Source organism: Streptomyces sp. NPDC033136 (genome assembly GCF_055578235.1).
In genome coordinates, this window is record NZ_JBVIPD010000025.1 from 16,493 (window position 1) to 38,747 (window position 22,255).

At 70.9% G+C, this 22,255-nt stretch carries 16 protein-coding genes and 2 pseudogenes; 8 read left to right on the forward strand and 10 right to left on the reverse strand.

All coding sequences use genetic code 11. From position 1 onward, the window contains the following. Positions 1 to 107 precede the first annotated feature (107 nt). Complete coding sequence (locus ACZ5TL_RS32820) at positions 108 to 1,031, reverse strand: LLM class F420-dependent oxidoreductase (protein WP_468594418.1); 924 nt, start codon at positions 1,029 to 1,031, stop codon at positions 108 to 110. A 237-nt stretch (positions 1,032 to 1,268) separates the two neighbouring features. Between ACZ5TL_RS32820 and ACZ5TL_RS32825 the strand changes: the two genes are divergently transcribed. Continuing rightward, entirely contained in the window at positions 1,269 to 1,442 is a 174-nt protein-coding gene (locus tag ACZ5TL_RS32825) for a hypothetical protein (RefSeq protein ID WP_468594419.1), read from the forward strand. A gap of 18 nt (positions 1,443 to 1,460) precedes the next feature. Here the strand turns inward: ACZ5TL_RS32825 and ACZ5TL_RS32830 are convergent, their stop codons facing one another. From ACZ5TL_RS32830 to ACZ5TL_RS32845, 4 genes are all read right to left on the reverse strand, one after another. Continuing rightward, positions 1,461 to 1,931, reverse strand: coding sequence for a DUF6099 family protein (locus ACZ5TL_RS32830; RefSeq protein WP_468594420.1), 471 nt, complete (start codon positions 1,929 to 1,931; stop codon positions 1,461 to 1,463). Between the two features lie 210 nt (positions 1,932 to 2,141). Then, complete coding sequence (locus ACZ5TL_RS32835) at positions 2,142 to 2,501, reverse strand: nucleotide pyrophosphohydrolase (protein WP_468594421.1); 360 nt, start codon at positions 2,499 to 2,501, stop codon at positions 2,142 to 2,144. After that, the gene (locus tag ACZ5TL_RS32840) at positions 2,494 to 3,747 is read right to left on the reverse strand and encodes an AAA family ATPase (RefSeq protein ID WP_468594423.1); all 1,254 of its coding nucleotides are present in this window, start codon (positions 3,745 to 3,747) and stop codon (positions 2,494 to 2,496) included. The genes ACZ5TL_RS32835 and ACZ5TL_RS32840 overlap by 8 nt, the downstream gene beginning before the upstream one ends. 72 nt (positions 3,748 to 3,819) lie before the next feature. Further along, a complete protein-coding gene (locus tag ACZ5TL_RS32845) occupies positions 3,820 to 4,215 on the reverse strand; it encodes a cell division protein SepF (RefSeq protein ID WP_468594424.1) in 396 nt (131 codons plus the stop codon). Between the two features lie 193 nt (positions 4,216 to 4,408). On the opposite strand from ACZ5TL_RS32845, the gene ACZ5TL_RS32850 reads away from it, so the two are divergent. Then, on the forward strand, positions 4,409 to 8,428 hold the full coding sequence (locus ACZ5TL_RS32850; RefSeq protein ID WP_468594426.1) for a molybdopterin-dependent oxidoreductase: 4,020 nt from the start codon (positions 4,409 to 4,411) through the stop codon (positions 8,426 to 8,428). A 143-nt stretch (positions 8,429 to 8,571) separates the two neighbouring features. On the opposite strand, the gene ACZ5TL_RS32855 is transcribed toward ACZ5TL_RS32850, so the two are convergent. Beyond that, positions 8,572 to 9,474 carry an S-4TM family putative pore-forming effector gene (locus ACZ5TL_RS32855; protein WP_468594427.1) on the reverse strand — a complete coding sequence of 301 codons (903 nt, stop codon included), beginning with the start codon at positions 9,472 to 9,474 and terminating at the stop codon, positions 8,572 to 8,574. A gap of 196 nt (positions 9,475 to 9,670) precedes the next feature. Between ACZ5TL_RS32855 and ACZ5TL_RS32860 the strand changes: the two genes are divergently transcribed. From ACZ5TL_RS32860 to fxsT, 3 genes are all read left to right on the forward strand, one after another. Continuing rightward, positions 9,671 to 11,281: a VMAP-C domain-containing protein gene (locus ACZ5TL_RS32860; protein ID WP_468594429.1), complete on the forward strand. Its 1,611-nt coding sequence runs from the start codon at positions 9,671 to 9,673 to the stop codon at positions 11,279 to 11,281. After that, positions 11,278 to 12,399: an AAA family ATPase gene (locus ACZ5TL_RS32865; protein ID WP_468594431.1), complete on the forward strand. Its 1,122-nt coding sequence runs from the start codon at positions 11,278 to 11,280 to the stop codon at positions 12,397 to 12,399. The genes ACZ5TL_RS32860 and ACZ5TL_RS32865 overlap by 4 nt, the downstream gene beginning before the upstream one ends. 76 nt (positions 12,400 to 12,475) lie before the next feature. Then, positions 12,476 to 16,843 (forward strand): FxSxx-COOH system tetratricopeptide repeat protein, encoded by a 4,368-nt coding sequence (gene fxsT / locus ACZ5TL_RS32870; RefSeq protein WP_468594433.1) that lies wholly within the window; start codon positions 12,476 to 12,478, stop codon positions 16,841 to 16,843. Positions 16,844 to 16,869: 26 nt separating this feature from the next. On the opposite strand, the gene ACZ5TL_RS32875 is transcribed toward fxsT, so the two are convergent. From ACZ5TL_RS32875 to ACZ5TL_RS32890, 4 genes are all read right to left on the reverse strand, one after another. After that, positions 16,870 to 18,660: an HEXXH motif domain-containing protein gene (locus tag ACZ5TL_RS32875; protein ID WP_468594435.1), complete on the reverse strand. Its 1,791-nt coding sequence runs from the start codon at positions 18,658 to 18,660 to the stop codon at positions 16,870 to 16,872. Positions 18,661 to 18,846: 186 nt separating this feature from the next. After that, entirely contained in the window at positions 18,847 to 19,026 is a 180-nt protein-coding gene (locus ACZ5TL_RS32880; protein ID WP_356439446.1) for a hypothetical protein, read from the reverse strand. A 101-nt stretch (positions 19,027 to 19,127) separates the two neighbouring features. Beyond that, on the reverse strand, positions 19,128 to 20,792 hold the full coding sequence (locus ACZ5TL_RS32885; RefSeq protein WP_468594436.1) for an effector-associated domain 2-containing protein: 1,665 nt from the start codon (positions 20,790 to 20,792) through the stop codon (positions 19,128 to 19,130). Between the two features lie 83 nt (positions 20,793 to 20,875). After that, entirely contained in the window at positions 20,876 to 21,253 is a 378-nt protein-coding gene (locus tag ACZ5TL_RS32890; RefSeq protein WP_468594438.1) for a VOC family protein, read from the reverse strand. A 52-nt stretch (positions 21,254 to 21,305) separates the two neighbouring features. Between ACZ5TL_RS32890 and ACZ5TL_RS32895 the strand changes: the two are divergent. From ACZ5TL_RS32895 to ACZ5TL_RS32905, 3 genes and pseudogenes are all read left to right on the forward strand, one after another. Continuing rightward, positions 21,306 to 21,416: pseudogene (locus ACZ5TL_RS32895) on the forward strand (IS5/IS1182 family transposase); the annotation flags it as partial. Between the two features lie 132 nt (positions 21,417 to 21,548). Beyond that, positions 21,549 to 21,875 (forward strand): hypothetical protein, encoded by a 327-nt coding sequence (locus ACZ5TL_RS32900; protein WP_468594440.1) that lies wholly within the window; start codon positions 21,549 to 21,551, stop codon positions 21,873 to 21,875. A 46-nt stretch (positions 21,876 to 21,921) separates the two neighbouring features. Continuing rightward, a pseudogene (locus tag ACZ5TL_RS32905) lies at positions 21,922 to 22,224 on the forward strand (nSTAND1 domain-containing NTPase); the annotation flags it as partial. Between the last annotated feature and the right edge of the window lie 31 nt (positions 22,225 to 22,255).

Consider the following 22,255-nt stretch of genomic DNA (forward strand, 5'->3'; position numbering starts at 1 on the left):
TGGGGGCTCGGCAGGACGACGCCCACAGCTTCGCACACCCGTGCCCACCTGCGCCTTCGTTTATCGAGGCCGGTGAACGCGGGGAGGCGGCGGGTGGGCGGCCCCGGTCACGACAGCTGCGACTGCACCTGCGAGGAGATCAGCTCCAGGTGATCGAGGTCGTCCAGGTCGAGGACCTGGAGGTAGATGCGGCGGCAGCCGATCCCGGCGTAGCGGCCGATCTTGTCGACGACCTCGGCCGGGGATCCGGCCAGGCCGTTGAGCTTCAGCTCGTCGACCTCGCGGCCGATCGCGGCGGCCCGGCGGGCGACCTCCGCCTCGTCCCGGCCGACGCAGACGACGAGGGCGTTGGAGTACGTCAGGTCGTCGCCGCCGCGGCCGGCCTCCTCGGCGGCGGCGCGCACCCGGCCGAACTGGCGCTCGCTGTCCTCGACGGAGGCGAACGGCATGTTGAACTCGTCGGCGTACCTGGCGGCCAGCCGCGGGGTACGGGCCGGGCCGTGGCCGCCGACGAGCACGGGGATCTTCCGCTGCGCGGGCTTGGGCAGCGCGGGAGAGTCCGTGAGGTCGTAATACGTGCCGTGGAAGTCGAAGGTCTTGCCGGGGTCCGTCGCCCACAGGCCGGTGACGATCTCCAGCTGCTCCTCGAGGCGGGCGAACTTCTCCTTGGGGAACGGGATGCCGTACGCCTTGTGCTCCTCCTCGAACCAGCCCGCCCCGAGGCCGAGTTCGACCCGGCCGCCGGACATCTGGTCGACCTGCGCGACCTGGATGGCGAGCACGCCGGGCAGCCGGAAGGTGCCGGCGGTCATCAGGGTGCCGAGCCGGATGCGCTTGGTCTCGCGGGCGAGTCCGGCCAGGGTGATCCAGGCGTCGGTGGGGCCGGGCAGGCCGTCCACGGTGCCCATGCGGAGGTAGTGGTCGGAACGGAAGAAGGCGTCGAAGCCGAGGTCCTCGGTGGCCTTGGCGACGCTGAGCAGAGTGTCGTAGGTGGCCCCCTGCTGGGGCTCGGTGAAGATGCGAAGATCCATGCTTCCATCCTGCACGCCCGGGTGGGTGATCACGCGGTCGGTCCCGGTCCCGGCCGGTCCCCGGTCGGGTGAAATTACGTCCATACCGCGGTTCACGCCTGACCCGGCCAGTGACCGGCCCCGGCGGTGATCGTTGGCTCGGGCGGAGCCGGAGCCCCCGGCTTCCGCACCGGCCGCTGACCGCCGGGGCGTCACCCGCGTCGGCCTCCCCGGGGGCCGGGGGCCGAGGAGGCCGTCATGTCCGAAGAGACCGTGCCGCAGCAGGGCGGGACCGGGCAGCCGAAAGGGCTGTTGCAGCAGATGGAGGAGCTGATGGCGGCGTTGAACGCGGATCTGTCGGCGCTGGACGCGGACCTGCAGGCGTCGGGGGATCCGGGTCGGGGGGTCGTCCAGGAGGGGCAGACGGGTTAGGGCGGCTTCCGCCCGCCCCTATCCGGCCTCCCTCTCCGGTAACGCCTGCTCCCGGTCCGCGAGTCTGCGGAGCATTTCCAGGACGCGGTCGCGGGACTCGTCCGCCGCGTCGATGGCCTCCATGCACTGCCAGTACGCCCCCTCGTCGTCCGCGGCGCAGGCGAGGCCGACGAGGGCGATGCCGACCTCACCGAGGAGGCCACCGAGGTACATCAGGGTGTGGCGGGCGTCGCCCAGCTCGGTGAGCTGGCCCGCCCGCAGCTCACCCGGGGCCAGTTCGGGCGGGTCGAGGACACCGCAGCCCCGGCCCGCCAACTCCGTCAACCCCAGCGCCTCGCCGCGCAGTTCGGGTGGTCCGGCGACCGCGAGGCGGCTGCCGATCGCCTGCGCGAGGGCCTGCGCCTGCCACACCTCCGCCAGGGTCTCCCGTGCACCGCCGCCCGCCGCCAGGGACCGCCTGCTCGTCACGATGAGCCGCACCGCGTCCATGCGCTGCCCCCGTCTTGTCCCGACGCGCTCACGCGCGTCCGTCTGCCCGAACTCCCTTGTTCACTACCCAGAGTGAAGGGATGTGAGACAAAAAGCCAGAGGAAGACGGAAATCTTCGGACAACAATTCGGATTCGGGCCGGATTCTGATTACTGAGCGTACAAACGGACGTTGCGCCTCCCCTGTGGTCGGACGGTGCCTGTCGCGGCACTAGACCGGAAACCTCCGCTCGTTCCGTTCGATCTTCGCCGCCAGCGCGGCGAGCGGGTCGATACCGAGCACCTCGCACAGCTGGAGCAGATACGCGAGCACATCGGCGACCTCGTCGGTGACGCGGTGCGCGGTCTCCGGGGCGGCCATGACCCGGGCCGACTCCTCGGGCGTCAACCACTGGAAGATCTCGACCAGTTCGGACGCCTCGACGCTGAGGGCCGCGACCAGGTTCTTGGGGGTGTGGTACGGCTGCCAGTTCCGCGCGGCCGCGAACTCGGCCAGCCGGCGTTGCAGCGTCGCCACGTCCAGGGGTTCGTCGCCAGGGCCGGGCCGCGGTGCGTCCAGTGGATCAGTCACGGTTCAGGTGTACCACCGTGACTCCCTCGGCCCCGGCGGCCCACGAGGCGTCGCTGACCGCGCCGGCGAACCGGATGTGCCCCCGCTCGCACATCCGGGCCGCGAGCCCCAGCAGTTCCCCGCGCTGTCGTGCGTCCAGACCCCGGTCGAAGCCGTCGGCGAGGACGGTGAGCGTCTGCAGGGCGGCGGGTACCTCGCCGGCCGGGTCCACCTCCAGGACGCCCGGGCCGGTGAGCAGGATCAACGCGAGGGCGATATAACGGAGTTCGCCGTCGCCGAGCCGCCCCAGGTCCGTGCGGACGCCGTCGCCTCGGTCGAGCGCCGCGCGGACGGCCGCGAGGCCGTCCGGCCGGGCGGTCTTGTCCCCGGCAGACCGGGCAGGCCTGCCTCCGGCCGGGCGGGCGTGCGCGTCCGCGGGCGGCCGGGTGGGCGCGCCCGCGCCCGGTCCGGCGAGGGCGTGGGCCACCCGCTCCGCGAGCACGTCCGCCACCGGCCCCGCGCAGCCCGCCCGCACCGCCGCCACGAAGAGCGCGTGCCGCCGCCCGCACTCGGCGCGGGTGCGCCACAGGACGTCGGCGAGGTTGCCGCAGTCGCCGAGCAGCCGGCCGGAGCCGGCGGGGACGGGGGCGCGCATCCGGGCGGGTTCGGGGTCGCAGGCGAAGGCGGAGCGCAGGGCGACGACCATCTGCTCGGCCGCGGCCAGCACCCTGCGCTGCCCGGGTGTCTTGCCCGCGACGCGCAGCGGCAGCAGGGCGGTGCCGAGGAGGTCGTCGGGCAGGGGCCCCCGGGTCACCGGCGTGGGCCCGGCCGTGTGCCAGGCGGCCTGCACGGCGCGCTTCCCGGGATCGCGCAGGGCGGTCTGAAGCAGGACCAGTCCGTCGGCCGTCAACCGCTCGCCCACGATGCGCAGTTCGGGCTCGGCCTGCACGGCGACGTCGAGCCGGACCGGCCCCGCGGGCCCGTCCGCCGTACAGCCGATGCGGAAGCCGCGTCGGCGCTGCGCGTCGGGCCGGGCCCGCTCCGGCACACAGGCGACGGGGTCCGGGAACGCCTCGCCGAGCGCGGCGCCGCCCCCGAGCCGGGCGAGAGCCTCGTACGCCCGCAGCGCACTGGTCTTGCCGCAGCCGCTGGGGCCGGCGAGGAGGGTGAGCGGCCCGAGCGGGAGCGAGGTGCGGCGGTGGGCGGCGAAGGCGGCCAGACGCAGTTCGGTGACGCGGGGACGGCCGGGGTACGGGGGGTGGGTCATGTCCGGACGGTAGGGCTCCGCCGGCAGGACGAACCGTTCCGCCGCCGGGAGCTTCCTACGATCGAGCTACGGTCACACCCCGGGGAGACCCGCCCCCTCCATCAACCCCGTCACCTCGGTCCCCGCCGGCGTCAGCAGGAACACGTTGCGATCCACCCGGTGCATCCCGCTCGCCAGGCCGAAGACGACGCCCGTGCTGAAGTCGAGGACCCGTTTGGCGACCTCCGTCTCCGCGCTGGTGAGGTCGAGGAGGACGGGGACGCCTCCCATCAGCGTCTCGGCGACGTCACGGGCGTCGGCGAAGACGTTCACGCGCAGGACGACGAAGCGGCGCCGGGCCTCCGTCTCGGCCTCGGGCAGGGACCGGTTGTCGACGGAGGACGGCCAGGCGTCCCGGCCCCGCAGCGGCACGACCTGGGCGAGCCCCTCCCACTGTTCGTCGGTGACATCGTGGCTGTTCACCGGCATACTCCGTCCTGGCTCGCACTGGCTGTCTGCATCGGGCAATTCTTGCGCAGAGTCACCCGTTCGGCCCAACTGCGACACGCTCCGCGACCTCATTGCACCTCACAACGGCCGGAAGGCGGCTGTGTGACGGGCGTAACTCCTGTTGATCAAGCCGTGTGACAGAGGCGTAACGGGCGATTCGTACCGTCGGGGTATGACCACGACTCCCGAGAGCCGGCAGGACACACGGCAGGTGCGCACCGTCTGCTCGTACTGTGGTGTCGGCTGCGGTCTCGTGCTCGACGTGGGGAGGGGGCCGGACGGGCGGCGCACCGTCCTCAAGGCCTCCGGTGACAAGGCGCACCCGGCGAATTCCGGCCGGCTGTGCACCAAGGGCGCGACCACGGCCGACATGCTCGCCGCGCCCGGCCGGCTGACCACCGCGCTGGTGCGGGACGACCGGGGCGAGGAGGCCGCCCCCGTGCCCGTGGCCGACGCGGTCGCCGAGACCGCCGCGCGGCTGCGGGCGATCGTCGACGAGCACGGGCCGGACGCAGTCGCCTTCTACGTGTCCGGGCAGATGAGCCTGGAGGCGCAGTACCTGGCGAACAAGCTGGCCAAGGGGTTCGTGCGGACGAACCGGATCGAGTCGAACTCGCGGCTGTGCATGGCGAGCGCGGGCACCGGCTACAAGCTGTCGCTGGGCGCGGACGGGCCGCCCGGGTCGTACGAGGACTTCGACCGGGCGGACGCGTTTCTCGTCATCGGGTCGAACATGGCCGACTGCCATCCGATTCTCTTCCTGCGGATGATGGAGCGGGTCAAGGCGGGCGCCAAACTGATCGTGGCGGATCCGCGGCGGACCGCGACCGCCGCCAAGGCCGATCTGTTCCTGCAGGTCGAGCCGGGGACCGATCTGGCGCTGCTGAACGGCCTGCTGCGTCTGCTGCACGAGAACGGGCACACCGACGCGGACTTCATCGGTGCGCACACCGAGGGCTGGGAGGATCTGCCCGGCTTCCTCGCCGAGTACACCCCGGCGGCCGTCGCGGAGATCACCGGGCTCGCGGAGGACGACCTGCGCGAGGCCGCCCGGCTGATCGGCGAGGCCGGCCCGCGGTGGATGAGCTGCTGGACCATGGGGCTCAACCAGTCCACGCACGGCACCTGGAACACCAACGCCCTGGTCAACCTGCATCTGGCCACCGGCGCGATCTGCCGTCCGGGTGCCGGTCCCTTCTCCCTGACCGGGCAGCCCAACGCCATGGGTGGGCGGGAGATGGGATACATGGGCCCGGGGCTGCCGGGGCAGCGGTCCCTGCTCGTCGAGGAGGAGCGCGCGTTCACCGAGCAGGTGTGGGAGCTGCCGCCGGGGACGCTGCGCCCCGACGGGGCCGGGCAGGGCACCGTCGAGATGTTCCGGAAGATGGCCGACGGGGAGATCAAGGCCTGCTGGATCATCTGCACCAACCCGGTCGCGTCGGTCGCCAACCGCCGTACGGTCATCGAGGGCCTGGAGGCCGCCGAGTTCGTCGTCACGCAGGACGTGTTCAGGGACACCGAGACGAACGCGTACGCCGACGTCGTCCTGCCCGGCGCGATGTGGACCGAGGCGGAGGGCGTCTTCGTCAACAGCGAGCGCAGCCTCACGCTGACACAGGCCGCCGCGGACCCGCCCGGGGAGGCTCTGCCCGACTGGCGGCTCATCGCGGTGGTGGCGTGCGCGATGGGGTACGAGAAGGGCTTCTCGTACGACAGCGCCGAGCAGGTCTTCGAGGAGATCCGGCGGTTCCGGAACCCGGCGACGGGGTGGGATCTGAGCGGGGTGAACTACGAGCGGCTGCGGGAGACTCCCGTGCAGTGGCCGGCCGCGCGCGAGGACGGGCCGGAGCGCAATCCGATCCGGTACGTCGGGGACGGCGGGCTGCGTTTCCCGACGGCGAGCGGGCGGGCCGTCTTCTTCGCCCGGCCGCATCTGCCGGCCGCCGAACTGCCGGACGACGACTACCCGTTCACGCTCAACACCGGGCGGGTGCAGCACCAGTGGCACACGCTGACGAAGACCGGGAAGGTCGCCAAGCTCAACAAGCTGAACTCCGGTCCGTTCGTGGAGATCCATCCGCGGGACGCGGAGGGGCTCGGTGTCGCGGAGGGCGATCTCGTCGAGGTGGCCTCGCGGCGCGGGCGGGCCGTGCTGCCGGCGGTGGTGACGGACCGGGTGCGGCCGGGGTGCTGCTTCGCGCCGTTCCACTGGAACGACCTGTTCGGCGAGTATCTGAGCGTCAACGCCGTGACGAGTGACGCGGTGGATCCGCTGTCGTTCCAGCCGGAGTTCAAGGTGTGTGCCGTGTCGCTGGCGAGGGTGGCGACGCCGGCGCCGGAGGAACCGGCCCTGACACCCACGGCCGTGACGCCCGGCGGCGCCGGCCCCTTCGGTATCGAACCCTCCCCTCCCCCGGTCCTGTCCAACCAGGAGCGCCAGTACCTCACCGGCTTCCTGGCCGGGCTCGGCTCCGGTGCCCCCGGCGTGCCGGTGCTGCCGCCGGACGCGCCGTTCTCCCCCGAGCACGCGCTGTGGGTCAACGGGGTCCTCGCCGGCATGTACTCGCGGACCGCGACCGAGGCACCGCGGGAGGGGTCCGGCCGTGAGGTCGTCGTGCTGTGGGCGTCGCAGACCGGGAACGCCGAGGAGTTCGCCGCCGCCACCGCCGACCGGCTGACCGCCACCGGGCACCGTACGACCCTCGTCGGCATGGACGAGGCCGACGTCACGGCGCTCGCCCGCACGGCGGACCTGCTGTTCATCACCAGCACCTTCGGGGACGGCGACGCGCCCGACAACGGCTCCGGCTTCTGGGACGCGCTCTCCGGCGAGCCGGCGCCACGGCTGGACGGGGTGCGGTACGCCGTGCTCGCCTTCGGCGATTCCTCGTACGACGACTTCTGCGGGCACGGGCGGCGGCTGGACGCGCGGCTCGACGAGCTGGGCGGGGTGCGGCTGGCCCCGCGTACCGACTGCGAGCCGGACTACGAGCCGTCCGCCGGGGAGTGGCTGGACCAGGTGGTCTCGGCGCTGGGCGGTGCGGCGGCCGGCCCCGCCGAGAAGCCCCGGGCGAAGTCCAAGCCCGTCACCACCGCCCGGCTGACCGGCAACCGGCTGCTCAGCAAGCCGGGCGCGGGCAAGGAGGTCCGGCGGTTCACCTTCGACACGAGCGGGACGGATCTGGCGTACGAGGCCGGGGACGCGCTCGGTGTGCGACCGGTCAACGCGCCCGCGCTCGTGCGGGAGTGGCTGGCGGTGACGGGCCTGGACGCCTCGACGGCCGTGCGGGTGGACGGGGTCGGCGAGGTCCCGTTCGGCGAAGCCCTGCACCAGCACCTCGACATCACGCGGATCACGTCCGACCTGCTCCGCTTCGTCGCCGAACGCGCCCGCGACCGGCACGAGTTGCGCAGGCTGCTGCGGCCCGACAACAAGGACGGGCTGGCGCAGTGGAGCTGGGGGCGGCAGGCCGTGGACGTGGTCGCCGAGTACGCGGTGCGGGCGAGCGCCGGGGAGTGGGCGGGCGTGCTCAGGAAACTCCAGCCGCGGCTGTACTCCATCTCGTCCAGTCCGCTGGTCGATCCCCGGCGGGTGTCGCTGACGGTGTCGGTGGTGCGGTACGAGAACCTGCACGGCCGGGCGCGTGGCGGGGTGTGCTCGCCGTACCTCGCGGATGCCGAAGCGGACACGGAGGTGCCGGTGTTCGTGCAGCGCTCGCCCCACTTCCGGCCCCCGGCCGACGCCTCGACGCCGATGATCATGGTCGGGCCGGGCACCGGCGTGGCGCCCTTCGTCGGCTTCCTCCAGGAGCGCCGGGCGCTCGGGCACCGGGCCCCCAACTGGCTGTTCTTCGGCGAGCAGCACCGCGCGACGGACTTCTACTACGAGGACGAGCTGACGGCCCTGCTCGACGAGGGCACCCTCACCCGTCTGGACACCGCCTTCTCCCGGGACCAGCGCAACAAGCTGTACGTGCAGGACCGGATGCGCGAACACGGGCCGGAGCTGTGGCACTGGCTTCGGGACGGGGCCCGGTTCTACGTCTGCGGCGACGCCTCGCGGATGGCGAAGGACGTGGACCGGGCGCTGCGGGACGTCGCGGTGACGCACGGCGGGCTGAGCGAGGCGGAGGCCGCCGCGTACGTGAAGCAGCTCGCGGCGGACAAGCGGTACGTGCGGGACGTGTACTGAGCGGATCTAGGCGAATCCAAGCAAATCCGAGCGGACCTGAGCGGACCTGAGCGGACCTGAGCGGAACAGCCTGGGGCACACACGGCGTCGCCGCAGTCCCTGTAGGGCGCGGATGTGCGGCAGGAGGTGCGCCTTTACGGGCCTCATCCGGTCGGCGGAGGGTGCGGCAGCCAGCCGCCCACCTCGTCCATGGCCGCGGCGAAGTCGGCGCGGTCACTGTCGAGGAAGGCCTTGAAGAACCAGTTGGGCACGCGGGCCTGGTGCAGCCGCGTCCGCAGCAGGACGTCCTGCGCCTGCCGGGCCAGGACGCACATGTCCCTGGTGCCGGCGGGCGGCATCCCCGCTTCGGCGAACTCCCGCATGCGCGGCAGGATCACCGACCGCGCGTGCTCACGTACGGCCGCGGTGTCGCGCTGTGTCCGATAGGTATCAACCCCGAGCAGGAGCACACCGAGCGAGGGAACGAACCAGTTGACGAGGACGGACAGGAGTGCCGCGTCCGTCACGACTCCCACCAGCACCCCCGTCGCCACCCAGATGACGACGCCCCCCTGGACCGCGGCGGCGAAGCGCCGTCGTATGCGGGCACCCCAGGCGAGGTTCTGCAGGATGCAGGAGAGCACGTCCAGCGGGCGGGGCAGGTCCGGGATCTCGTAATAGTCGCGCAGTCTCGCCTGGGAGCCTTTGTAGCTCCGGGCGAGGCGGCTGACCTCGTCGGCCGAGGGAGCGCTTCCGGCCAGGACTTCGTTCCACGGGAGCTCGTAGAGCCGGGTGTCGAAGGCCTCCTGCAACAGCGCCGCCCTGCGGAACTCGCGCTCCGTCCAGGAACTCGCGCCGGCGCAATAGACGAGGGCCCACAGAAAGCCCGCGACGGTGAGGGTCTGCTGCACCGAGGTGACGAAGACACCGAGCACGGCGCCCGCGGCGAGCAGAAAGGAGATGGACATGTGCACGGCGGCCAGTTGCCGGGCCCGGGCGTGGGACGACTCGCCGGCTCTCAGGATCTTCTGCAAGTCCTCGTCGTTCTGCCGCCGTGTGATCGGCACGGGCAACGGATGGCTCACCATGTTCCCCCCAGTCCCCTTCGGGTGCGCAGCACACTACGCGGACCCCTCTGTCGATCGTTCCCCGTCGGCCCGACGAATATCGCCGAACGTATTCGGCGGAGCGCCTCGGCGGCCTACCCTGATCGAGTTGCGGTACAGGCGCCGTGTGAATGCTGCGGCACGGGGGGAGTCACGGATGCCACAACAACTCGCGACGCAGGACGCGCGGCGAAGCGACATACTGCGCCGGGTCGTCCATGTGCTGGGAGATTCGGTTGCCCTCACCGACGCACGGGGAAGGCAGCAGTGGCGGCGCGAACTGGCACAGTTGCTGGGGAACCAGCCGTGGGGCGAATTACCCACCGCGCACCAGGAGTTCCTGGAGGTGGTGCGGGTCTGTGAGGCACGGGACGACGGTCTGTCCCATCTGCTCCAGGCCACTGCTCTGGTGGCGCCGCCCATGGAGGACCATCTCGCGCCTCTGGTCGAGGAGTTGTACGCCCTGCGGTTGTACGAGGGCCGTGACTGGACGGCACTGCGCCGTGCCCTGCTGATCACACTGCCGGGACTCGATACGACGGTCGCGCAGATCATGGGCGACCGCATCCGGCTGCCCGCCTACTGCACCAACGCCTGGCAGGCGTTCCTGCACCTCTCGGGCCGTGCCGCCATGCCGGACGCGGTACTGCCTCCCGGCATGGTGCTGCTGGAGCATCTCGCGCTGTACGAGGACCTGGCCTCATGCGTGGGTGAGTTGCAGGGCTGGAACGATCACTTCGCCGCGGTGTGGAAACTGGTCGATCTCGAGGACGGACTGACCGACCTGCGCATCGCGCTGGGACGCAGGCGTTTCGCGGCCGCAGGGCCTGCCGTCGGCGAGCCGGAGCCCGCGCCGCCTGCGGCGCAGGTTGCCCCGGAGAGCAAGCAGCGCCCGGTCATCCGGCTCTACGTCAAGCTCGCCCCGGACCTGATGCCGACTCAGGGATCCGGGAGACGGCAGAACCGCAAGAGACAGCGCTACTGGGTCTCCGCCCGGGTGAAGTACGCGGAATCCTCGCAACTGCACCACGCCAAGGAGGGCGAGACACAGGAGCCCGTTCCCCGGTCACAGGTGCCGGCGACGGTGGCGGGCCTGCTGTCCCGCATGGCCTCACTGTGGCACGCGCGGGCGGAGGACGTGGTGCTGGAGTTCTTCCTGCCGACCGAGCTGCTCAACGAGCCGGTGGAATGGTGGGACCGGGACCCCTCTCTCACCTATCCCAACCCTCTGTTCAGCAAGTATCCGGAGATCGTCCTGCACAGCCTGGAACGACTGCAGCGACGTGACGCGCATCAGGTCTGGCGACTGCGCTGGGCACGCTGGAAGGACGCTCAGGGCGGTGGCGACCGTGTCCACTGGTGCGACCGGCAGGGGCACGCCGTGCCGACGTACCTGCAGGGGCTGGACGCGACGATAGGCGCCCGGCAGGACGTCGTCGCCATGGTGCTCAGCGAGCCGCCGACCACCGGGAACGAGGCCGGCTTGGGGGAAGTTCGCGTGGGCATCGATCTGGGCATCCCTGTCTTCATACACCACCGTGACGTGACGTCCGAACAGTTCCACAGCATGGTCAGGGACGGCCTGTCCGAAGGCGGTCTAGCGGGTTTTCCCTCTCAGGCACGACAGTGGAAGAGCGATTCCCAAATGCGTCCGCTGGGCAGTTCCCATGACGCCGCCCAGCAGCTCTGCGTCGTCTGGGACGACCCCGAGCAGTTGTTGAGCGGCGGTGCCGGAGCGCCGGCCGCCTTTGTAGGGGGGATTGAATGAGTTCGTCTCAGGCAGGACTGCTTCCGTCCGACGCCCACCAGCCCAGCGGCCCGCTGTACAGCGGAACCGGTGCCGCCTTCATCGACGGGACTCCGTACGAGGAACGCGTCTGGCCGCCCGGCCCGCGCTGGCGCACGTTCGACGGCGGGCCGGAGCAGCCCCGGCCGCCCGAGGACGGGGAGGCGGACCGGCGGCTGGGCCCGCCCACGGCCCGTCGACGACCGCCGGCGTCCGAGGTCCGCATGGTCAACGCGGCCATCCTGCTCAGGCGTCCACTGCTGGTGACCGGCCGGCCCGGAGTCGGCAAGTCGACCCTCGCCTACCGCATCGCCCGGGAGCTGGGGCTCGGACGCGTCCTGCAGTGGCCGGTCACCAGCCGTACGACCCTGGCCTCGGGCCTGTTCGAGTACGACGTGCTCGGACGCGCCCAAGCGGGCCAGGCGTGGTTCACCGCACAGGCACGCGCCGCCCAGGAGGAAACAGCCGGGAACGGTGCGCCGGCGCCCGCCCTCGACATCGGGGACTTCATCCAACTCGGCCCGCTGGGCACGGCGTTGCTGCCGCACCGGTTACCGCGGGTCATATTGATCGACGAGCTGGACAAGGGCGATGTGGACCTCCCGAACGACCTGCTCTCCTTGTTCGAGGACGGGTGGTTCGCCGTTCAGCCTCTCGTTCGGGTGAAGCGTCAGATCGACACCGTCACCGTCCATACGGCAGATCCAGGGCAAACCGCATCGATCCATAATGGAATCATCAAAACTCGATCATTTCCGATCGTGATCATGACCTCGAATGGTGAACGGGAGTTCCCTGAGGCGTTTATGCGCCGGTGTCTGCGTCTTGATATACCGGACCCCGGCCCAGAGGCGCTGGGCGAGCTGGTGGCCGCCCACTTCGGGGACTCGCTCGGAGACGAACAAGGAAGGCTCGTCCGGGACTTCATGACACGCAGTGCGGAGGTCGACGGGCTGGCCGCGGACCAATTGCTCAATGCGGCACACCTGGTCACGTCCGGCGCGCACTCCTACCGTGATGGGGATCGTGCCGAGTGGCAGGCCGTCCTTGATGCCATCTGGCACCCGTTGAACGGAGATGGGGCGGACTGGGGTGCCTGACCGATCGCCGGAGATCAACGGTCACGCTGCGGCCGACGGACCACCTGGCCCGTCCCCCGCCGCGGACGCTTCCGGCATGCCCGTCCGCGATCTCCACCCCCGGGACATCGCGGACGCGGTCTGGTTGGCGGCGCATCATCCGGACATCGCGGTCGACGGGCACCCACGAGTCGCCCTGGACACCGGTGCGCCACACGCGGGTCCCGGGACGACCGGCCCCGCCGCCCCTGACGCGCCGCAGAACGCTTCCCCCACGCCCCGCTTCCCGCGCAGGCAGCACAACGGCGACTTACCCGGACAGCACGACGACGCGGCCCGCGACACACCGGACCACCAGCCGAGCGGGCCCGCGCCGGTCCCCCTGCTGCGCCTCGGCCAGGGCGCCCCGGTCGACGCGTCAGGCGCGGGCACCGTCGAGGACGCCCGGCCTGTCAGGTCCGTGCGCAGCCACACGTCCGTCCTGCAGCCGCGTTCCTTCGCCCGCGCCCTGTCTCCCCTGCGTCGGCGGGTGCCGGACCCTGACGAACCCCGGATCGACCTTCAGGCCACCGCGGAGCGCCTCGCGGTCGCGGCGGGGCTGCCTCCGGTCTTCTGCCCGGGGCCGGGGCCACGGTGGAAAGCGGTCCTCCTCATCGACATGGCCCCCCGAATGGCCGTGTGGAGCGAAACGGCCGACCAGGTGGCCGACCTGTTCCGCACGTACGCCGGCTTCGGTGACTTCAGGGTGCTCCATCTCGACACCGGTTCGTCCGGCGAGGGGGTGACCGTACGGCTGCCGGGTTCTGGTGAGAAGCAGTCCCCGCGACGTCTGGTGGACCACAGCGGACGCACGTTGATCTTCGTCCTCACCGATGGCCTGGGGCCGGCCTGGCAGTCAGGTGGCGTGCAGGCACATCTGGCCACCTGGGGGCGGCATCAGCCGGCGACCGTCCTCCACGTGCTTCCCCAGCGTCTGTGGCACCGCACCGCCCTGCAAGTGCAGCGCGTCCGCCTGCACGCGTCCGGGTCCTGGCAGGCCAGCCCCGCCTGGGAGTACGTCGAGTCGGCCGGCGGGGCCGGACAACACCGCAAGCACACCGTCGTCCCGGTGCTGGAACTGTCCGGCGGGTGGCTGTCGCCGTGGACCGAGTTCCTCGCCGGCGACGCGCCCCGATGGACCGAGGTGGCAGCCCTCGTCCTGCCCCGGGGAACGCAACCGCCCGCCGAGCCGCCACCGGCTCCCGAGCGCGGCGACAAGAGCGCGGCCGAACGGGTCGCCCTGTTCCGCGTGTGGTCCTCTCCCGACTCCTTCGAACTGGCCACCCGACTCGCCACCGCGCCGCTCGACCTGCCGCTCATGACGGCGCTGCAGACGCGGACCATGCCCCGCACCGGCCCGGAGCATCTGGCCGAGTTCCTCATGAGCGACCTGGTGGAACCCGATCCGTCCGCGGGTGAGGCGGCTTTCTCCTTTCGCCCCGGGGTGCGTGCCGAAGTACTGGCGGCGAGCAATCGGCAAGCCACGGAACTGGCGACAAAAGCAGCAGCCGAGTTGCTCGCCCCGCACAGTGGCGCGGCCCGCGAAATGCTGGCATACCTGGACGGGGCAAGTACCTCCGACCCACACATTACTGACGCCGACCGGCACCTGCGAGAGATAGAACAGACGGTGCTGAGATCGCTCTCCGGCGCACATGCGCGCCGGGCCCAGATCATCGGGCAACTCATTCGGGCTCATGAGGAATCGAAGCACTTGAATACACCGACACACGGCGACCGGCACACCACCCCAGACACGGAAAGCTATGGCATAGTGACTGAACCCAACTCCCCCGAGGCGCCGGTGCTCACCGAGCAACTCGGCCAGGCTGATGCCGGCCCCCTTTCAGGAGACGCCACAGTGGTCACCGGTTACTCCGCCACAGCGCCGCGGACAACTATTGATCTCGGCCGTGCCACGACGCCTGCTTCCGCGCGCCCCGCCGTGTGGGGGAATATGCCCCCACGAAATCTCGTATTCACCGGGCGCGAAGATCTGCTGCATCGACTCGAGCGAGAACTGCGGGGCGGACCCACCGCTGTCCTTCCCCACGCACTGCACGGCCTGGGCGGGGTCGGCAAATCCCAGCTCGCGCAGGAATACGTCTACCGGCAGGCCAACCAGTACGACATCGTCTGGTGGATCCCGGCCGAGCGTCCCACGCAGATCGCCCAGGCTCTGGTGGAACTGGCCCACCGGCTGCACCTGCCGGTCAGCACCGAGGCCATCACCGCCGTGCCGGCCGTACTGGAAGCACTGCGCACCGGAAATCCCTACAGTAAATGGCTTCTGGTTTTCGACAATGCCGAGAGCCCCGAAGCGGTGCAGGACTTCTTCCCCAGCGGTTCGGAGAACGGGCCCAACGGCTCCATCATCATCACCTCACGCAACCCCCAGTGGAACACTCTCGCCCGACCACTCGAAGTCGACGTGTTCGAGCGCGAAGAGAGCATTCAACTACTCCAGCGCCGCAACCCGGACCTGTCCGACGAGGACGCAGATCAGCTCGCCCACGTTCTGGGCGATCTGCCCCTCGCGGTGGAACAGGCCTCGGCCTGGCGAGCCGAGACAGGAATGCCTGCGGCCGAGTACCTACGCCTGTTCGCAGAGAAACGCGCAGAACTGATGACTGTTTCCCCTCCCACGCACTACGAGCAGACCGTCGCCACGGCCTGGAACGTCTCGCTCGACCATCTGGCGAGCAAGAATCCCGCGGCCCTGCAACTGCTGCAGATCTGCGCCTACTTCGCTCCCGAGCCGATCGCGCGTTCCCTGTTCTCCGGGGCTCCGGTCCAGCCCATCGCGCCCGATCTCGACCGGGCCCTGACCGACCCCCTGCGGCTGGCCCGGGCCATCCGGGAGATCAACCGCTACTCGCTGGCGAAGATCGACCACCGCAACAACAGCATCCAGATGCACCGGCTGGTGCAGGCGGTACTCATCGCCCGCATGACGGACGAACAGCGCCAGCGCATGCGTCAGGGCGCGCACCTGCTGCTCGCTGCCAACGCGCCCCGCGACCCGCGAGACCCCGACCACTGGGGGCGATTCGGCGATCTGTACCCCCACGTGGTCGAGTCCGGCGCCATCGAGTCCGAGGTCGGCAACGTCCGGCAACTCGTCATCAACACGGCGGAGTACCTGTACTACTGGGGCGACCACGAAAGCGCCCGGGAGTTCGGCCAGAAGGCGTACGAACGCTGGAAGGAGAAGTGGGGCGAGGGCGACCAGCAGACACTGCTCCTCTCTCGCGGCCTGTGGTACGTGCTGTGGCGCATGGGCCGCTACGGGGAAGCCGCCGAGCTCAGCCAGCGCATGCTCGCCGCCGTGCGGCAGCTCGACGGCGACGCGGAGGAGGAACTGCTGTCCACGATGGGGTCGGTGGCGATCGACCGCCGCTCGCACGGTGACTTCCTCGGCGCCCTGCAGATGGCCCGCGAGGTCCACGAAAGGGCCGTGCGCGCCTACGGCGAGGAAGACCCGCTGACCCTGGACCACACCCACAACCTGGCTGTCGCCCTGCGGGCCTGTGGCCACTACCGCGAGGCCCTGAAGCTCGACGACGAGACCTGGCGCCGCAACGTGCTGATCTATGGCGAAGAGGCCTACGACAGCCTCCTGTCCGAGATGGGTCTGGCGCTCGACCGGCGCGAGGCCGGCGAGTACGCCCTCGGCGTACGGATGTTCGAAGAAATCGTGGAGAAGTACCGCAGCGTCTTCGGGGAGACGAACCCGCACACCCTGCGGGCGGCGGCCCGGCTGGCCGTGTCGCGGCGCAAGGCGGGCGACCACGAGTCCGCCTACGAGCTCAGCCGCCAGGCCAGCAAGGCGCTCATCGACCGCTACGGCGAGCGCAGCCCGGACTCACTGGTGGCCTCCCTCAACCTGTCGGTCGACCTGCGGCAGATGGGCGACCTCGACAACGCCCTGAAGCTCGGCGAGAAGACCCGGGACCTGTACGGAGAGGTCTTCGGCTCCCACCACCCGGACACGGTCGCGGCGGACATCGACCTCGCCATCACCCTGCGGCTGGTCAATCAGGTCGAGGCCGCCCGTTCCCTGAACGAGAGCGCGCTGGTGCGGGCGCGCAGGGCACTGGGCGACGACCACCCCACGGTGCTGGTGTGCGCCGCGAACCTCGCCAGCGACATGTACGCGCAGGGTGACGCCGTCGGCGCTCTCGAGCTGGACCAGAGCACGCTGGAGCGGGTGAAGGCCACGCTGGGCGAAGAGCACCCCACCGCGCTGGCCCTGATGAACAACATCGCCTGTGACCTGCGCGCACTGCGACGGACCGAGGAAGCCGAGGCCATGCACACGGTCGCCGTGGAAGGGCTGCGGGCCCAGCTGGGAGCCAGCCATCCCGGCTTCGTCGACGCCGAGGCCTGGCGGCGTTCCAACTGCGACGCCGACCCGATGCCGTAGACCGCCCGGGCCGCACCCCGGGCTCGTCAGAGCGCGACCAGGGTGCGGCCCAGCCAGTCGGCGACGGCGACGGGGTCCGGCGTGGTGTCGCTCTTGGCGCTGATCGACACATACACCTGGCGCACCAGCTCCGGGTGCCGGGTCAGGGACCGGGCGGCCCCCTCCCGGCCGGGGCGTCCCCGCAGTGCCCGCGCCAGGCCCACCCACGCCGTCCCGGTTTCCGGAGCGGAGCCGCACTTGGCTCTGATCTCCGCGACGTACATGCGTTCCGCGGTCAGCAGGTCGCCGTCGAGGAGATGGACATCCGCCGGGCGGGCGCCGAGGACGAGGTGGCCGACACTGGCCGCTGTCGCAAGGCGGACGGCGGTGGTCCGGGCCAGTCTCATGCGCATGAGGACCGCTCTGGCGTCCAGGTGCCGTGCGGCCGGGTCGGGCACCAGCCGAGGCTCCGGATAGCGCCACGCTGCCTCTGCGGCCGGATCCGGCGGTCCGGTACGCCACTCCTGAGCCAGGTCGACGACGAGGCCGGGGTCGGGGACGAGGTGGTGGGAGCGCCAGCTCAGCCAGTGGTCCTCGACCGCCCACTGCGCCGCTTCGAGGCAGTCGGGGCGGATCGGCTCGTCCTGCCACTCCCCCACGGTTTCCAGCAGCCGGCCGACCAGTCTGCGGCCGAGTGCGGTCAGTCTGGCGTCGTGCAGCAACGTGGGCAGGACGCGCAGGAGCTGGCTGCGGCGCAGCGCGTACTCGAACGCCACCAGAGCCTGCTCCTCCGGAGCGCAGCCGCTGAGCATGTGGCCGCGCCAGAACCGGGCCACGCCGGTGAAGGCGTAGACGCCGTGGAGCATGCCGCGCAGCGGACGCGGGTCGTCGCGCCAGGGAGCGTAGAACCGGTGGGCCACGTCCGGCGTGTGCAGCGAGTACATGTGCAGCAGGGCGCTGAGCTTGCTGTGCTGTGCCTCGTGCGTGAGGACGGCGGCGAACTGGGCGGCCGCGGCGGGTTCGGTCCCGCTCGGCTCCGAGGCGGCCATCCCTCCCATCCCGTCCTCCATGGTGGCGCTGAGCCAGCGGAAGGGCCGGGCGGCCGGCAGTGGTTCGATGGAGCGCAGACAGGCGCTCACGTCCTCCGCCCCGCCGGGGTCGACGTGGGTCAGCAGCGACCAGGCACTGTGCAGCAGATCGGTCCAGCGGCGGATCGAGTCCTCCGGCACCGCGTCGGTGGACGCGCCATTCGCACCGGCCCGCATGCGGTAGTGGCCCAGTTCGTGCAGCGCGACGGCCTGAGGGCCGTCCGGCAGGTCCAGGGGCAGGGTGCGGGGTACCTGCCAGCCGGGCGTCGGCTTCCTGAGCGGGTGCTCGACCCGTACCGGGTCGTGGCCGTGGCCCGCCGCGCCCGACAGGGCGAAGGTCATGGCGTCTCCGGCGAAGGAGACCTCGGCGGACTGCCAGGGTGTGAGGTTTCCGTGCAGCGTGGCGCACCCGAGCGTGGGGAGCCACACCCGGCCGTTCCGGGCAGGGACCCGAAGCTCGAAGGGCAGGCCGGCCCGCACCGCCGCGGCGGCCGCCAGGAGATGCAGATGCCCCACGTCCACCCACAGGGGCGGCTCGTCGGGCTCGCGTATCCGGCCGGACGTCTGTAATCGCTGCAGGCAGTGGCGCAGCCAGCGTCCGGTCTCCGGCAGGAGGAGTATCTCGTCGGCGATCGCGCCGCTGTGGCGTTCGGCCCGGACGAGGAGATTCCAGGCCTCTTCAGTGCCGGGCAGGGGCCCGAGGGCGTCGGGACGCCGGCCCGCGGTGGCGGTCAGAAGGCCGAGGAGCACCAGTCGGTGACTGCGCTCGGAATCCCACAGATGGGCGATGACCGCACTGCCGCCTCCTCCGCCGGCCAGCGAGTCAAAGTGCCGCGGGGGAAGCCCATGCCGTGGGAGTCCTTCTGCCGGTCGTCCCGAAGTGCTGAAGGAGCCACTCACTGATGGGCCTCCGTGATCGCAGATCGGGCCTCGGTGTCACAGGTCCGCACTGCTCTTGGGGTCGCCAGCGAAGACGGAGGGGTTTCCGAACTCCTGCAGCAGCCGGCACTCCATGCTCTGCCACTCGTGCCAGTCCCGGTATGCGCGCACGTCCTCCAGCGTGAGCTGCGAGAGATCGAGCAGCTCCGACTCTATGACGGATTTCGCGTGATCCATGTTCTGCGGCCCTCCCCGTCCCGGGCCGCGCGGCCCGACCCTGCGTTTTCATGATGTCCCAGCACCGCATGACCGGAAACCCCGAGCCGCGTAATCCGGCCTCAAGGAGCGCCGTTGGCCTGTTGCCGCGCGAACTCCGGCATTTTCTGCAGAACACCGAACAGCGCGTCGCGTTCGCGGGTGCCGGTGTCCACGAACGAGACGGCATCCCACAGCGCCCGTAGGCCGCCGTGGAAGGTGATGCAGGTGTCGACCAGACCCAGCAGTTCGACGCGCAGAATGGTCGACCTCGGAATGCTCGTCGCCAGCCGTCGCGGCAGTCGGCGCAGGACTGCCTCCCGCGCGACGGGATCGGTCATCGCCGGCAGCTCTTCCAGGGCTTCCACCAACGCCTTGCGCCGGGCCGGTTCCGAGGCCTCCTGGTCGGCCGGACCGGTCGCGCCGGGCCATGGCCGAGGCGAGTGGTGAGGCGGATCCGCCTGTGTGGCGGTAGGCCCCGACGGCTCGGCCGCCGGTTCGTGCGGTGGCCGCCGCACCGCGGGCGTACCGGCGTCGCCGGATCGGAGAAAGGCCTTCCCCGCATGCGCGGCAAGCAGTTGGTACCAGTCCCGGACGTCGGGAGGGAGCGCGGAGAAGGTGGTGAAGACCAGAGCACCCGCGACGAGGGACAGCAGCAGTTGGTCCTGCCATGGTTCGCGCCACTGGCGCATCACCTCAGCGGCGGTGTCCCTGACGCAGTCGACCCGCCGCACGGCCTCCGGCGGGAGCAGGCCGACGTGGTCCTGATGCGGGTCGACGACGTACTCCAGCAGTGCCTGCCGCTGCTGCGCCGGCTGCGGCTCGCGCACCACGGGCGCCAGCCCCGACAGCAGCAGCATGGCGATGTCGCGGCTCAACGCGCCGTCCGGGCGGAAGCTGCCCAAATCGATCAGACGGTACGCCTGTTCGCACAGGACACCGTGCCGCAGGGGCACGATGATGTTGTCCGGATGGAGGTCCCCGTGCGTCAGGCCCGTCAGGGCCGACAGGTCTCGGTCGGGGACGTCGGCATGCCCGCCGGCGATCATCACATAGGGGTTGGGAAGGCGCCGGCCCGCCGCTTCGAACCACGGCCGCGAGGTGCCGGCCAGGCCCGCGCGGCGCCGCCACGGTTCGAGGGGAACCTCGGTGAGCCCCGCGGTCTCCAGCTCCCGACGCAGGAACACCGAACTCGCCATGCGCGAAGGGGCGGTGACGCCCCGGTTCCACTCGCTCAGGGTGCCCCGGGCCACGGCTGCGGCCGTTCGCGCGAAGTCCTCCCCCCGCAGGGCCCCCAGTGTCACGGCGTTGCGCAGGCCTTCTCCCGCGATCGCCTGGAACATCAGAGCGCCGCCGTTCTTCAACGGGTAGGGAGCGAAGGCCTGCTCGACGAGGTGGTCGTCGGCGAAGGCGGGGGGCGAGAGGCGCAGCGCCTGTGCGTGTCGCCGCGGTTCGGTGCGGTGCGGGCCCTCCGGCAGCACTTTGAGGACGACCACGCGGGGCGGCGGTGCGGTTTCCAGCGCGACCAGCAGTGCGCCGGTGTATCCGGTGCCGGACGGCAGCCACGACGGCAGCAGCGGACGGACCAACTGGCCGTTGAGGTCGGCCCAGTCGAGCACGGCGTGCGCGACATCCGGTCCTAACTGCTCGTGCAGATCGGCGCTTTCGGGGACCGCAGCCACGTACGCCTCCTGGAACCGCCCCTCGGACACCGGTCCGCCGCGCAGCCGGCTGGCTGGTGCGCACATCAGTCTTCCATGCGCGGTGCGCCCCTGCCAGAGCCCGGCGCCGGGCAGGCCTGGCCGCTCTGGGCCGGATGAGGTGTCTCCCGTCAGTGCCGGACGAGGCAGAACGGGTGCCCTGCCGGGTCCGCGAAGATGCGCCAACTCCGCTTTTCGTCAACCTCCTCGAGCAGTGTGGCGCCCAGGTCGAGAACGTCTTCCTGAGCTTGGTCCAGGTCCGTGACCTCCAAGTCGACGTGGAACTGCTGGGGTCGAACGGGATGCTGCCAACGCGGTGGCTGATGGTCTTCCACTCGCTGGAAAGCCAGCACGAACCCACCGTCCATATGGAGCGTCGCCCAGCCATCACCGAGCGACCACCGCGGATCCGGCTGGTTCACCACGCCACCGAGAAGCGACTGGTAGAACCGGGACAGCTCAACGACATCGGCACAGTCCAGCACCACACACTGCAGCTTGGCGATCATGCAGGGCAGCGTAGAGCAGCACCGCGCACCGGCCTTGAGACGTCGCTTCTTGCGAGGCATCCGCCACCGCATCGCCCACAAGGGCATCGAGTCCTCACAGCGGCTGGGCCGGCACCGCTGGGCCGTCGTGAGGACAGTGTCCTGGCCGGCCGGATGCCGACGACGGCACCGCCGTGATGACGCAAGGCCGAGTGCTTCTCCGCCTTCGTCGGCGCAGCCGCGGCCCTCGTCTGCCACCGTCGCCTGAGCAGGTGAACCGCACCCGCCGTAGAAGCGCTGCGCGAAGATGAGTCGCGTGAACAGGACTACTGAGCACGAAGCCGTTGTGGCCCGCCTGTGGCAGGAACACCTGCGCACGGCCTTCCCCGCCGGACTGCGCGGTGCCGAGCCGGCAGGCATCGACATGGTGCTGCTCGACGCCGGCATCGCCGGGTGCGTGTCCGCCTGGCAGAACAACGGCGGCGCTCTCAATGAAGAGCGCCACAGGATCCTGCGTGACTGCATCGCAGACCTCGACCGGGTCCTGCCGTTGCTCAGCAAAGCAGAGCACCTCTGCTACTGCCAACGTCTGCGTCGACTGGCTCGACTCGTGTCGGATACCGGTCCACAACCCGCGAAGTGAACGACGTCCTGTACGAGCCTGAGCACGGTCCAGCCGGTTCACCGCAGACCAGGCGGCCGCCGCCCGCCGGGTGCTGCTGCGCCTGGTCGCCCCCGGTGACGGCACCCCCGACACCCGCCGTCCCGTCGAGCGCGCGGAACTGCCCGGCACCGGCCGGGACGACACCGCACAGGTGGTGGAGGCACTCACCGGGGCGCGGCTGCTCACCCTGGACGGCAGCACGGTCGAGATGGCCCACGAGGCCCTGATCACGTCCTGGCCCCGGCTACGGGGGTGGATCGAGGAAGACCGCGAACGCCTGCGTGTGCACCGGAACCTGACAGAAGCGGCCCACGCATGGCAGGAACTCGGTCGCGAGAAGGACGCTCTGTGCCGGGGAA